The 13,727-nt window shown below is 45.7% G+C and carries 13 protein-coding genes, 1 tRNA gene and 1 other annotated feature; of the genes, 8 read left to right on the plus strand and 6 right to left on the minus strand.

Annotated elements, in window-relative coordinates; all coding sequences use genetic code 11:
* Positions 1-34: 34 nt before the first annotated feature.
* Together ACP26N_RS03120 and ACP26N_RS03125 are read right to left on the minus strand one after the other, a co-directional pair.
* A complete protein-coding gene (locus ACP26N_RS03120) occupies positions 35-844 on the minus strand; it encodes an MBL fold metallo-hydrolase (protein WP_131504235.1) in 810 nt (269 codons plus the stop codon).
* Between the two features lie 171 nt (positions 845-1,015).
* Positions 1,016-1,089: transfer RNA gene (locus ACP26N_RS03125), tRNA-Gly, on the minus strand.
* 172 nt (positions 1,090-1,261) lie between these two features.
* Here ACP26N_RS03125 and ACP26N_RS03130 point away from each other — a divergent pair.
* Complete coding sequence (locus ACP26N_RS03130) at positions 1,262-1,807, plus strand: imm11 family protein (RefSeq protein WP_247858179.1); 546 nt, start codon at positions 1,262-1,264, stop codon at positions 1,805-1,807.
* Positions 1,804-2,223 (plus strand): hypothetical protein, encoded by a 420-nt coding sequence (locus ACP26N_RS03135; RefSeq protein WP_131504234.1) that lies wholly within the window; start codon positions 1,804-1,806, stop codon positions 2,221-2,223. Before ACP26N_RS03130 ends, ACP26N_RS03135 begins: the two co-directional genes overlap by 4 nt.
* A gap of 46 nt (positions 2,224-2,269) precedes the next feature.
* Here the strand turns inward: ACP26N_RS03135 and ACP26N_RS03140 are convergent, their stop codons facing one another.
* Together ACP26N_RS03140 and ACP26N_RS03145 are read right to left on the minus strand one after the other, a co-directional pair.
* The gene (locus ACP26N_RS03140) at positions 2,270-3,241 is read right to left on the minus strand and encodes an alpha/beta fold hydrolase (RefSeq protein ID WP_131504233.1); all 972 of its coding nucleotides are present in this window, start codon (positions 3,239-3,241) and stop codon (positions 2,270-2,272) included.
* A gap of 10 nt (positions 3,242-3,251) precedes the next feature.
* Entirely contained in the window at positions 3,252-4,931 is a 1,680-nt protein-coding gene (locus tag ACP26N_RS03145) for a formate--tetrahydrofolate ligase (protein WP_131504232.1), read from the minus strand.
* A 167-nt stretch (positions 4,932-5,098) separates the two neighbouring features.
* Between ACP26N_RS03145 and ACP26N_RS03150 the strand changes: the two genes are divergently transcribed.
* The 5 genes from ACP26N_RS03150 (at position 5,099) to ACP26N_RS03170 (ending at position 9,324) form a co-directional block, all read left to right on the plus strand.
* On the plus strand, positions 5,099-5,989 hold the full coding sequence (locus ACP26N_RS03150) for a carbohydrate ABC transporter permease (RefSeq protein ID WP_026829190.1): 891 nt from the start codon (positions 5,099-5,101) through the stop codon (positions 5,987-5,989).
* On the plus strand, positions 5,986-6,873 hold the full coding sequence (locus ACP26N_RS03155; RefSeq protein WP_131504231.1) for a carbohydrate ABC transporter permease: 888 nt from the start codon (positions 5,986-5,988) through the stop codon (positions 6,871-6,873). The genes ACP26N_RS03150 and ACP26N_RS03155 overlap by 4 nt, the downstream gene beginning before the upstream one ends.
* 143 nt (positions 6,874-7,016) lie before the next feature.
* Positions 7,017-7,276, plus strand: a binding site (T-box leader).
* A gap of 67 nt (positions 7,277-7,343) precedes the next feature.
* Positions 7,344-8,318 (plus strand): aspartate--ammonia ligase, encoded by a 975-nt coding sequence (gene asnA / locus ACP26N_RS03160; RefSeq protein WP_131973621.1) that lies wholly within the window; start codon positions 7,344-7,346, stop codon positions 8,316-8,318.
* Positions 8,319-8,491: 173 nt separating this feature from the next.
* Positions 8,492-8,713 carry a hypothetical protein gene (locus tag ACP26N_RS03165; protein WP_014969583.1) on the plus strand — a complete coding sequence of 74 codons (222 nt, stop codon included), beginning with the start codon at positions 8,492-8,494 and terminating at the stop codon, positions 8,711-8,713.
* A gap of 17 nt (positions 8,714-8,730) precedes the next feature.
* Positions 8,731-9,324, plus strand: a complete 594-nt coding sequence (locus ACP26N_RS03170; RefSeq protein ID WP_131504229.1) for a DedA family protein — start codon at positions 8,731-8,733, stop codon at positions 9,322-9,324.
* Between the two features lie 31 nt (positions 9,325-9,355).
* On the opposite strand, the gene ACP26N_RS03175 is transcribed toward ACP26N_RS03170, so the two are convergent.
* Positions 9,356-10,834, minus strand: a complete 1,479-nt coding sequence (locus ACP26N_RS03175; protein ID WP_131504228.1) for a potassium/proton antiporter — start codon at positions 10,832-10,834, stop codon at positions 9,356-9,358.
* 188 nt (positions 10,835-11,022) lie between these two features.
* On the opposite strand from ACP26N_RS03175, the gene ACP26N_RS03180 reads away from it, so the two are divergent.
* The gene (locus ACP26N_RS03180; protein WP_114596851.1) at positions 11,023-12,309 is read left to right on the plus strand and encodes an ABC transporter substrate-binding protein; all 1,287 of its coding nucleotides are present in this window, start codon (positions 11,023-11,025) and stop codon (positions 12,307-12,309) included.
* Between the two features lie 65 nt (positions 12,310-12,374).
* Here the strand turns inward: ACP26N_RS03180 and ACP26N_RS03185 are convergent, their stop codons facing one another.
* Positions 12,375-13,667, minus strand: coding sequence for an NCS2 family permease (locus ACP26N_RS03185; RefSeq protein WP_131504227.1), 1,293 nt, complete (start codon positions 13,665-13,667; stop codon positions 12,375-12,377).
* Positions 13,668-13,727: the final 60 nt, after the last annotated feature.

The raw sequence follows: 13,727 nt of genomic DNA on the forward strand, positions 1-13,727 counted from the left end.
TGGTTCCGATAAGGAACACAGTCTGTCTTTTGTTTTAATCGTATTGACGCCGGGCGAGCTGCTCAGTCTGTTCTTTTGTAATCTGCCGTTTATTTTTTTCGTGCAACCGCCCCATGAAGGACGTTCGCTGCCATGAGGGCGACCAGTCCGACTCCTTATGTGCACGTAAGGCTAAGATGTAGTCGTAACTCAAATGAAGGCGTTCAATCATTTCCGTGCGAACGTCACAAATATGACCGTGTCCTGGAATAAGTAGCTTTACCTCATACTCATAAATGAACGATTCAAGCAATTCAAGCGTTGTTAAATATTCACCCGAATCGTGTTCAATCAAAGGAATTTCGACGTCGGATGCATAGTCACCACAGACGAGGATATGGAGCGGCATCACCACGAACGATAAGTGAGTAGATTCATGACCGGGAGTCAGGAAAAACATCAGTTTGGTTTTACCGATCGTCAACGTCGTTTCGGACTCCTCGATGACGTGTGTAATATTCGGAAAAAGGACAGGGGACTCGATATAGTATTCGTCATTAAAATTTTGGACTTCTTCCAGTGCTGCCGTCCGGTTCACATCCACAAAGCGGCGAGACGCGATCGCGATCGCATCTTTGAAAGCATAGGCACCTAATATATGATCGAAATGGGCATGTGTATACACAATATAAAGAGGACGGTCGTGTCGGATGATTTCCACATCGCGGCGGATTGTTGCGATTTCATCCGGTAACCAGCCCGGATCAACGACGATCAGACAGTCGGGTGTCTCAATCAAGGTCGAGGTCGTTTTCATTAATGTACTTTGGTAGACCGTGACACCGGGCATTTTCATTTGAATCATGACAGTCCTCCTCTTTTCTTGTAGTAACGTTTTATACCGAACTATACCCGAAAGCAGACGGAATGTATCCTGGAGACAACAAAAAGACGGCTTGCAAATTGCAAGCCGTCCGCCCTCGAGGGCATAAAAGTCGTTGACCTATGTGTCGTTGACCTATGTTATGTCATAAATTGGAGCGGGTGAAGAGAATCGAACTCTCATCATCAGCTTGGAAGGCTGAGGTTTTACCACTAAACTACACCCGCAAAAGTGACTACATGAAATATAGTAGCATAGCAAAGCGTTTATTTCCATAACTTTTATGAAAAAAGGTAATTCTTTCGATTTTATGTGTACAATAATAAGAGCTAAATCGTTTACATGAGCTTCCTGTAACGAGAGTGAGTGGCTGAGGATGGAAAGAGGAGCGAATGACTGGTGAACAAAGTTCGAGTTTGGAGCGAACAGCTGATGGGAAAAGGATGGATGGCCACATGTCACCATCAAATCGATCGTTATCGCTTCACGACAGGAGAGTGGTTTCTTAACGCAAGCTTACTTGCCTTTTCAATCGAACAGGATGCAGATATGCTACCGGACGTGCTTCCGAACGAATTGAGGATCCCCTTAGTATCTGAACGGATGAAACAGATATTGGAGCGGCTGACACCGTTTTCCGTCCAATGTCTTCGTGTCCAGCTGAAGACACGAACGGGACTCATCAATTACTATCTCATCAATATTCTAGCGGTAAGACGGGTGGAACATCTACATAAGACGGAAATTTTCCGCACTCTTCGGAAAAAACAAGTCTACTTCATGACGGAGCGAATCATCAGTACATCGCTTGGTCCCCACCACATCTTGCGGGATGAACGTACGGAACGTATTTTCCTCTCGGATACGCTAGCACGGTGTTTCCAGCAACTAGCCGTGACAGGCATACATTTTGACGAGATAAATCGAATGGAGGAAATTATATGAAACAGTACACGGTCGATAATTGGATTACACTGCAATATCCAAAAACGTTTGAATACCAAGAAGAGGAAACATTCGTTAGTTTTTATTCGACGGAAGAAAATGCGATGGGGACGTTACAGTTATCCATCTACGAGTCGGATGCAGAAGAACTGACACCTTTTGAAGCGGCAGAACAGGAAATCAACTTATTGGTGGAAGAGTTTGGTATTGAACTGACTGGACCACTTGAAGCACGTCGGAATTCTTCCAAAGAAGCACTTCTTGCTGTAGACGGGAAAGAAGAGGAGGTCTTCATCCGGATTTATGCATATTCAGACGGAGAACGACTTGTTCTATTAACGTATTCTGCAGATCGTGAGTCACTGGAATTGGAAGAAATTGAAGCGATGATCTTATCATTGAACTGGATTCACTAATACAAAAGCGAGGTGCCCTCAATTGAGGGCACCTCGCTTTTGTTCATTATGGATGTCCTTGTTTCCGCAGTGAAGAAAGCGGATGTGAGCCGATCTGCTTGTTCAGCCAACCTGCGATATCCGCAAAAACACGGATCCGCTCAAACTCGTGGAATAACTCATGCCGCAATCCACGGTAGACCGTGAGTTGCACCCCTTCGACACGAACCCGGTTGTAGGAATCAAACAGGGCATGAATTCCTTTGCCGTCGAATGCGACCGGGTCATCTTCCCCGGCTATCAGCAGCAACGGTAAATGACGCGGATGTTGATACAGATAAGCCAGTGAGTTGACGGATTTGGTCGCCGACAGTAATTCGTTAAAAAAGCCGAGTGTGACGGTTTGCCCCGATAGAGGATCTTCATCGTAACGTACGACGGATTGAGGATCGGAGGATAACCAGGCATTCGAAGAGAGTGCCGGGAAGAAACGTAAGTTATACCGACCGAAAATTAGCTTACTGAGTCCTTCTGCCGGATGTTGAGAAGAAGTTTGTTCGATCAGTCGTCCGACAATTTTTTGACTGACGGTGCCGAGTAAACCATTGTCTGTCGGAGGACCGCTTGCGATGACCCCTGCCAACTCGTGTCCGAGTGTTTGGCCAAGGCGTCTTGAAATGAGTGAACCAAAACTGTGACCAAACACGAAAATCGGTAAATCCGGATAACGATCTTTGATATCGTAAACCAGTTCTTCAGCATCCTGCATCAATTGCGCAAAACCATGATTTGGCTCCAAATGCCCAAGGGAGTCCAGTTGTTGTGCGCGTGTGCCAAAACAACGCACATCCGGAATGATCGTATGGTAGTGGTGGGCATAGAGGAACTCTGCAAACTCTTGGTAGCGCGCACCGTGCTCCATCATTCCGTGAAAAACAATGACGACCCCTTTCGGAGCGGTAGCTTCTAACAGATGCATCGTCGTCGTGTAGCCGTCTGATGCAATCCAGTGTGTATGGTCGATTGTCACATCTATCATCCTTCCCTGATTAAGAAAGTCCGTATATTGTTCCGTCTTCAGAAATTCCCATCTTATTGGCAGCTGGTGTTTTCGGTAAACCCGGCATGGTTAATACATTCCCGGTCAAGGCGACGATGAACCCCGCACCGATGGATGGTTTGATTTCGCGGACAGTAATCGTAAATCCTTCGACACGTCCGTACTTGCTTGGATCATCCGTCAATGAGAAAGGTGTTTTTGCCATACAGATCGGCAGATGTCCCAGTCCCTGCTCGGTGCAACGCTCAAGCTCACGTAATGCCTTTTCTTCGAAATGCACATCTGCTGCACCATATACTCGTTTAGCAATCCGTTCGATTTTTTGTGTCAGCGGCAGTTCGGCCGGATAAAGCGGAGTAAACTGACTCTCTTCCTCCAAAGCCTCAAAGACCTGCTCCGCCAGTGCTTCTCCACCGGCTCCCCCTTGGCTGAAGACTTCGCTTTCAGCGACGCGGATCTTGCGTTCACGGCACCATTCGAGCACCGTCTCGCGCTCCGTATCGGTATCGCTTGCGAAACGATTCAAGGCGACAACGGCCGGCACGCCGAACAAATCCATTGTTTCAACGTGCTTCTCGAGTAAAGCCAGTCCTTCGACTAAAGCGGATAAATTTTCTTCCGCCAATTGATCCTTTGCAACCCCGCCATGCATTTTCAACGCACGGACAGTCGCAACGACGACAACCGCATCCGGATGCAGATTGCCAATTCTGGATTTAATGTTAAAGAATTTTTCTGCTCCGAGATCTGCTCCGAATCCGGCTTCCGTGACGACATAATCACTCAGCTTCAAGGCAGTACGTGTCGCAATCAGCGAGTTACAACCGTGGGCAATATTTGCAAACGGACCGCCATGGATTAAAGCCGGTGTGCCTTCGACCGTCTGGACAAGATTTGGGCGGAAGGCTTCTTTTAAAAGTAACGTCGCAGCACCGGCAGCTTCGATATCCTGAACTGTAACCGGTTGTTGATCATACGAATAGGCGACGACAATCCGGCTGATCCGTTCTTCTAAATCCGTGATGGAATCGGCGAGGCAGAGAACAGCCATGATTTCCGAAGCGACCGTGATATCAAACCCATCTTGACGCGGAACGCCATGAGCCGGTCCACCCAGTCCGATCGTGATTTGTCGCAAGGCCCGGTCATTGAGATCGAGGACACGTTTCCAAGTGACCCGACGAGGATCAATTCCTAAGTCATTCCCTTGATGAAGATGATTATCGAGCAGGGCACTGATTGTATTGTGGGCTGACGTGATGGCATGCATATCGCCTGTAAAATGAAGGTTAATTTCTTCCATCGGCAAGACTTGGCTGTAACCGCCACCGCACGCTCCGCCTTTCAACCCCATCGTTGGTCCAAGTGATGGTTCGCGTAAACAGATCATCGTCTTATGATTGAGGCGATGCAATGCTTGACCAAGTCCGACCGTCACTGTCGATTTTCCTTCGCCGGCAGCCGTCGGATTGATCGCCGTGACAAGAATCAGTTTTCCATCCGTCTTCGTCGCCAATCGTTTAACTAATCCGTCCGTCAACTTCGCTTTGTATTTTCCGTACGTATCATAATCCGCATCGGTTAATCCAATATGTTTAGCAATTTCGGAGATGGGGCGCAGAATGGTTTGTTGGGCAATTTCTAGATCAGAACGAATCGTTTTTTCCATGGCGTAATCTTCCTCTCAAGATGAATTTCTCTATATTTCCTTAATAGTAGCGTATCTGAAACTGACACGCCAAATAATCGTTCAATATATTCCACCCAACTTGTCAAATGGTTGCGTTTTCATTTTATGGAAAGTTGCGTAGTCTAGGGATAGAGGAGGGATGAGCAATGGCAGTAAGCAATAAGAAAAAAGTAAAGCGCGGACTTGAATTTTGGATGTTTGTCGGACCCGTCTTTTTAGTGTTCGCAGTGATTGTTCTCGTACCTTTTTTTAATGGTGTCATGTATTCATTCACGGATTGGAACGGAATTACGGGTGAATTAAATTGGATTGGATTTGATAACTATGTCCGCCTCTTTACAGTGGACGAACAGTTTCAGCAGTCCTTTTGGCTGACGACAAAATATACCGTCGTTGCCGTAATTTTAACAAACCTGGTCGGATTCATTTTAGCGTTTTTACTCACGCAAAATATTCGGACACGAAACTTCTTACGGACGATTTTCTTCATGCCAAACTTAATTGGTGGATTGATTCTTGGGTTCGTCTGGCAGTTTATTTACGTTAAAGGATTTGCGTCGATTGGAGAATTGACAGGTTGGAGTTTATTCGAACTTCCATGGCTCGGTGACGCCCGAACTGGTTTCTGGGGCATTGTCATCGTCTCGATTTGGCAAGGTGGGGGATATATCATGGTCATCTATATCGCTGCCCTGCAAAATGTACCGCAGGAACTGATTGAAGCAGCCAAAATCGATGGAGCCAACCGATTATCCACGTTGCGAAATATTACGATTCCACTGATCATGCCGTCTGTTACGATTTGTCTGTTCTTGACGATTTCTTGGTCCTTTAAATTATTTGATACGAACTTATCGCTGACAAATGGTGGTCCGTTCAAATCGACAGAAATGCTTGCGCTGAACATCTATAAAGAATCGTTTACAAACAATAACCTGGGTCTTGGTTCTGCCAAAGCGATCATCTTCTTTGTTGTCGTTGCCGCGATTACCGTTACTCAAGTCTACTTGACGAAAAAACGGGAGGTGGAAGCATGAGTACTGCACAACCTTTGCCGAAACCGGAACTGACGCCGGAGAAACCGGCACCGAAAAAGCGTGGTCGTTATTCCGTACGTCTCGGTACCGTTGAGATTGCCGCACTGTTGATGGGCTTACTGTATATGATTCCGTTTTATTATGTCATTTCGAACTCGTTTAAAACGCAAGGAGATATCTTTACAAATACATCGGGGCTTCCGAAAGAATGGATCACCTCAAACTATACAGATGCCTGGGCAGCGATGAATTTTGGAAAAGTGTTTCTGAATTCTGTCATCATTACAGTTGGTGCAAATGCAGTTATTGTTATTTTTTGTTCGATGGCCGCCTGGAAACTTGTTCGGACGAAAACCCGCTTGTCGACCATCATCTTTTTCCTGTTTGTCGCCGCGATGATCATTCCGTTCCAGTCGATCATGATTCCGTTATCGAAGCTGTCGGGTGATCTCGGTCTGCAAAACAGTTATTGGGGTCTGATTTTGATGTATCTCGGCTTTGGTTCCGGCTTGTCGATTTTCTTGTATCATGGATTCATGAAATCGATTCCGGAAGAGATTGAAGAAGCAGCCATCATTGACGGTTGCTCGCAGTGGGGCGTCTTTTGGCGGATTGTGTTCCCGTTGCTTAAACCGATCACGGTAACGATTGTCATTTTGAACACACTTTGGATTTGGAATGATTTCTTGTTGCCGTCCCTGATGTTGCGTGATGTCGAACTGCGGACGATTCCGCTCGCAACGTTCTATTTCTTCGGTCAGTACACGAAGCAGTGGGACTTGGCGCTAGCCGGATTAATTCTCGGGATTATTCCGTTGTTACTCTTCTTCTTTGCGATGCAAAAACAAATTATTCAAGGGATTACGAGTGGTTCAATCAAATAAAGATGTAAGCGCGTTCTCGCTTCTGCGGGAACGTTTTTATATGACATATCTAGTCTGATTAGTCAGATTATTTTATTTTTTTTTGAAAAAAGGGCTTTTCAAATGCTTGCCGGATGGTGTACGATGTTCTCAATTCAATTGTAACAACGACGTTGAAGGGAAGAGTAACATCTTGTAAAACCGGATTAGCGAGCTGGGGGCGGTGAGAGCCCAGTCGGAAACAAGTTGCGAAGAACATCCCGGAGTCGCTACCCGAACACTGAAGTCAGTAGGCGTAGCCGGAGTTGCCTGTCCGTTATCATATGGCCGAAGATTGAGATGATAATTGATCATCAGTCTTTTGAGTGAGCAGCTGAGCTGTTAACATGGGTGGTACCGCGGAACCGAGTCTTTCGTCCCATATTCTTGGGAGAGAAGGGCTCTTTTTTATGGCTTCTTTTTCAAACACACAATTGAGGAGGAAGAATACCATGACAACACTCGTATCTATGAAACAGACACAGGAAGCCATCACACTTGTAAAAAAACGCTTTGAGGAGCAGTTCTCGGCACAACTCGGATTAACACGCGTCGAAGCGCCGTTATTCGTCGAAAGCACACTTGGAGTCAACGATCATCTGAACGGAATCGAACGTGTCATCCGCTTTGATGCAATTGACCATCAGGCAGAACTCGAGATCGTTCAATCTCTTGCGAAGTGGAAACGCCAGGCACTCCACACATACGGATTCTCAAAAGGGGAAGGCTTGTACACATTGATGCATGCCATCCGTCGTGATGAAGTACTGGACGAAACTCATTCGATTCACGTCGACCAGTGGGACTGGGAACGTGTCATTACAAAAGAAGAGCGGACGATTGACTACTTGCAAACGACGGTTCGTGCGATTTACGAGTCGATTCGCCAAGTGGAACGTGAAGTCGAAGAGAAACTTGCGATTGAAGCGATTTTACCGGAGACGATTCATTTCATGACGACACAAGAACTTGAAGATGCATACCCGACACTTTCGACAAAAGAGCGCGAGACCGAAGTGACGAAAGAGTATGGTGCTGTCTTTTTGATGCAGATTGGTGGTGCATTGGCATCCGGAGAAAAACATGACGGTCGAGCAGCAGACTACGATGACTGGACGCTCAACGGTGATATTTTAGTTCACCATCCGGAAATCGGAGCATTTGAACTGTCGTCGATGGGTATCCGGGTCGACCGCGAAACATTGCTGGCGCAGATCGAAACGACGGGCGAACACACGAAACTTGATTTCCCGTTCCACCAAGGTGTATTGGCAGAGAAACTGCCGCTGACAATTGGTGGAGGAATCGGACAATCCCGGATGGCGATGTTCCTCTTGAAGAAACGTCATATCGGTGAAGTTCAAGCATCGGTCTGGTCGGAAGAAACACGCGCGTCGTACCGTGAACAAGGTGTGCACCTGCTGTAAGAACGAGTGATGTACTGATAAATCTGATTCAAAATGTCCTACTGGCCATGATTTCATGGCCAGTAGGACATTTTTTTATAGGGTAAAATAAGTTCATCCGACCTCAGACGGAGGAAAGACGTGTGAAAACACGTTATAATGGGCATATGAACTAATAAGAGAGAGGTGAAGACATGTCAGCGATACTCATTACAGGATTAGTGTTTGCCCTACTTTTCGTCGTGTTTCTTTGGTTTAACATCAAAGGATTACGGACGATGTGGCGTGATTACAAACGCACGGGATCAATGATGGCACTTGGCTTCTTTATCGTCGGAATCATCGGGATCTTTACAGGAGTCTGGACGACGCTCGTCGTCATCATTTATTATCTTCTTCGTCCTGCACGAGGCTGATTTAGAGGAGTGGTTGGATGTTAGAATGGTTGTTCTCAGCCGGAGAGTCGAATCTCTGGCTGTTTTTAGGAATTATGATTCTTGGACTCGGGACGGAATTAATCCCGGCTGAAGTCGGGTTGCCGGTACTCGGTCTTTATGTATCAAACGGGACAATTAGTTGGACCGCAGCCGTCTTGATCGGTTTTCTCGGCAGTCTGATGGGGGCGACATTATTTTATTTTCTCGGTCGTTACGCCGGACGTCCGATTTTGGTTCGTTACGGAAAATGGCTAATGATTAAGGAACGGGAAATCGTTCAAGGGGAACGAATCGTATCGAAATACGGTTCCTGGTCAGCATTGTTTGGCCGCTTCTTCCCGGTCGTTCGTTCTGTTGTTTCCATTCCGTGTGGTTTGTTCAATTTGTCTTTCAAACGATATGTATTGGCCTCAAGCATTGGCTTGTTCCCGGTATCGTTCTTCTATGTGTGGTTAGGAGAAAGGTTTGGGGTGGAACGGGCAGAGTCGATGTTGAAAGGACTCGAACAGGAGTTATGGTGGATTCTTGGTATTATCGTCGTCGGAATCATCGGATACATTGTGTATCGCCGCGTTAAATCAAAGCGTTAAGAGAAATGACCAAAAAGAGCTGACAGCGACGTCAGCTCTTTTTGGTCATCTCTTTTTGCGGGAATAAAAAACGTTTGAGTGTTTTAATCCGATGTTTTGGTGTTAATAGAAGTAATTGATCCCGTCCTTCAAAAATTGTATCGCCGCGTGGTGTCACGATTTGATCGTTACGGATGATGGCCGTAATTAAAAATTCCTGCGGCAGATCAATATCCGAGATGGCTTCCCCGACAAACGGATGAGAGTTCGGAATCGTCAATTCGATGATTTCCGCATTCGGTTTACCGATCGACATGAACTCAATGACCGTTTGAATCGTGGATGAACCGGTCTCGTTTAAATGAAGCCGGTCCGCCAAGAAGGTCAACATACTCCCTTGGATTAACGTCGATAACAAAACAGTGAAAAAGACGATGTTGAAGATCATGCCGGCATTATCGATTCCGGCAACAAGCGGATAAGTTGCGAGAATGATTGGAACAGCTCCTTTTAAACCGGCAAAAGAGACAAATACTTTTTCCTGCCAGGAATAGTTAAAGGGAAGGAGACTGAGCCAAACGGAAACCGGACGAGCGATAAAGATTAAAATCAAAGCGAGGGCAATCGATGATAAAATCACCTGTGGATCAAGCAACTGTTTCGGAAACACAAGTAATCCGAGCACGATGAACATTCCGATTTGCGCCAAGTGCGCCATGCTCATTGTGAAACGGACGAGCGTCTGCCGGTAGACCAACTCATGATTGCTAATATAAATCGCTGTCACGTAAACAGCGAGGAAACCGCTGGCGTGAATCGTGTCCGCAATACCGAACGAAAGAAAAGCGAATGACATTAGCAGAATCGGATAAAAGCTCGAGGAACTGAGATCAATCCGGTTAAGTAATGTTGAAGCAATCCAGCCGATGAATAGACCGAGCAGTAAACCGATCACCATTTCCCAGACTAGCGAAGTTAAGCCGGAAACAAGTGAGGCCTCTTTAGGATTCGTCACGAATTCCAGGAAGAAGACGGTCAGAAAAACAGCCATCGGATCATTCGTACCGGATTCGAGTTCCAGCGTCGATCCTACTTTCCGCCGGACGGATTGTCCGCTGAGTACTGAAAAAATCGCGGCAGCATCCGTCGATCCGACAATGGCACCGAGGAGAAAGGCGTTAGCCCAGCTGAATCCGAGAATATAATGGGACGCAACGGCGACAATCGTCGTTGCGATGAAGACACCAAACGTTGCAAGTGAAAGAGAGGGTGACAATTCCGTCTTCACTTCTTTCCAGGCAGTTTGAAGACCTCCCTCAAATAAGATGATAATCAGTGCCACGGTACCGAGCAATTGCGCCAGTTCCGCATCATCGAACCGGATAAAACCGGTAATATCACTGCCGGCAATCATACCAAGAGCGATGAAAATCAAGAGAGCGGGAATGTTCAAGCGACTGGATAATTTCGTTGTCCAGACTGCGGTAAATAACAATAAACCAATCAATAAAATCGTGAACTGTAGGGACATTGCATCAAACTCCTTCGTTAAATAGTATCTATTTTTATCATACACTAATCCCGACTTTTTTTATCGGATAACGATTGTTCAATATTTTCCACCGCACCGGACAAAATTATCCGTTTTTATTGCAAGCGTTTTCATTTATTGTAAAAGCGTAGCACGATTATCAACTCGAAAATCAGGGAGGTATCCGAATGCGTAAACGTAAATGGGCAGCACTACCAGTTATGACGACCGCAATGGTCGTAGCACTTGCAGCATGTGGTGGCGGTGGGACACTCAATAGTGATGACTCAAAGGACAGTGGCTCTTCTAAGGACGGGAAGACCCTCAACGTATTCCAATTTAAAGCTGAAATCGCAAAAGACATGGAAAAGATGGCAAAGGCCTATGAAAAAGAAACAGGCGTAAAAGTCGTCGTTCAAACGGTTGGTGGCGGATCGGATTACGGCGCAGCCTTGAAATCGCAGTTTGCTTCAGGGAATGAACCGGATGTCTTTAATAACGGTGGATTTACAGAAGCGAAAACATGGCAAGACAAATTGGAAGATCTTTCGGATGAAAAATGGGTCAGTGATTTAACAGACCTTTCAAAAGAACCGATGACAATTGACGGGAAACTTTATGGTATGCCGATGAACCTGGAAGGTTATGGTTTCATCTACAATAAAGAAATCTTCAAGAAAGCCGGTATTACAGAGTTACCAAAAACTTTAACAGAATTAACAGAAGCGTCTAAGAAACTGAAAGCGGATGGTGTTACGCCATTCTCAATCGGATACGGCGAATGGTGGATTCTTGGAAACCACTTAATGAATATCCCGATGGCGCAACAGGATGATCCGGATCAGTTCATTGCCGATTTGAACTCTGGAAAAGGAAAGTTCGAAGACAATAAACAATTTAAAGAGTTTATGAACTTGTTTGATTTGACGATCGAATACGGAAACAAAAATCCGTTGACGACGGATTACAATACACAAGTTTCTCAGTTTGCTGAAGGGAAAACAGCAATGATCCAACAAGGAAACTGGGCGCAACAATTGATCACGGATGTTAATCCGGACATCGAGATGGGCTTCATCCCGATGCCGATCAATGATGATAAAGAAAAAATGGACCGCCTTCCGGTCGGCGTTCCGAATAACTGGGTCGTCAACAAAAACTCGAAAAATAAAGAGGAAGGTAAAAAGTTCCTCGAGTGGATGGCGACATCTGACACAGGAAAAGATTACATGGTCAACAAGTTCAAGTTCATTCCGGCTTTCAAATCAATCGAAGCAGCCGATCTTGGACCACTGGCTGACGATATCATCAAGTACTCTAAAGAAGATAAAACCATCTCATGGAACTGGTTTAAATATCCGGACGGCGCTGTCAATGAATTTGGTGCCATCATGCAGGCATATGTAGGGAAACAAAAAACATCGGAAGAGATGTTACAAGACTTTACGAAGACATGGGAAAAAATGAAGAAATAATAAAAAAAGTGCTGTTTCCAAGAAAAATTGGAAGCAGCACTTTTTTTTGCACGTTTTTTTATTCATTAATGCAGAAAAAACAATTGAATGAAAAACAGAACGGCGAACAGATAAATCAAGAAGTGGACCCGCTGTTTTTGTACAGCCTTCATGATGGGATAGATGATGAATCCGAACGCGATACCTGTTGCGATACTGCCGGATAGCGGCATGATGATGATCACCATGAACGCGGTAAAAGCTTCGCTGAAATCTTCCCACTGGATCTGTTTGATGTTTTGTAGCATCAATGCACCAACAAGGAGTAATGCCGGAGCCGTAATGGCCGGAACGCTTGAAATCGATTGAACGATTGGGCCGAAAACTGCTGACAGCGCAAACAAGATTCCAACTGTGACGGATGTCAAACCGGTTCGTCCGCCGGCTGCGACACCGGAAGCCGATTCGACATAGGCCGTGGTTGGACTTGTTCCGAACATAGCTCCGGCAATCATCGCCGTTGAATCGGATAACAAGGCACGTTCACTGTTTTTCAGGGAACCATCCTCTTCGATCAGTCCAGCCTGTTCACCGACTGCGACCATCGTACCGGTCGTATCAAACATCGTGACGAGCACAAACGAAAGCACACCACTGAAGAGTCCGTATTGAATGACGTCTTGAACGGCAGTGAGCGGATTCGCGACAAGAATGCCTTCCGGTAAAGTCGGCAAAGCAATCAAGGTTTTCGAGAACGTCAACTCACCGGTCAAGAAAGCCAGCAGTCCGGATAAAATCATCGCGTACAAAAGCCCGCCCGGAACACGTTTAACTGTCAGAATAGCTGCTATCAGTAAACCGACTAACGTAATAAGGGCTTCCGGGGATGTTAAGGAGCCGATTGTAATCAAGGTTGCAGGGTCTGCGACAAGGATTCCGGACATTTTCAAACCGAGGGAAGCAATGAACAAACCGATTCCTCCAGTGATAGCCAATTTGAGTGTGGTCGGAATGACTTCAATCAATTTAGTCCGTAAAGGGGACAGGGATAACAAAAGAAAAATAATGCCGGCAACGAAGACGACCGATAAGGCTGTTTGATAAGGTATTTTTTCACCAATTACCAAGGTATACGTAAAATAAGCATTTAATCCCATTCCCGGTGCTACGGCAATCGGTAAGTTAGCATAAAAGCCCATCAATAACGTCCCTATCAGCGTGGCAATAATTGTCGCCGAGAAAGCTTGATCTTGTGGAATTCCTGCTTCGGACAAAATGGTTGGGTTGACGAATAGAATATAGGCCATCGTGATAAACGTGATAAAACCAGCTTGAATTTCACGTTTGACCGTTGTATCGTGTGCGGATAGTTTAAACATGAACCAAAGACCACCTTAATCTTAAAAGTTTGTTAAAAACGAACATTAACGATGTTATAT

This window comes from Exiguobacterium sp. R-39 (assembly GCF_049942815.1).
Lineage (GTDB): Bacteria > Bacillota > Bacilli > Exiguobacteriales > Exiguobacteriaceae > Exiguobacterium_A.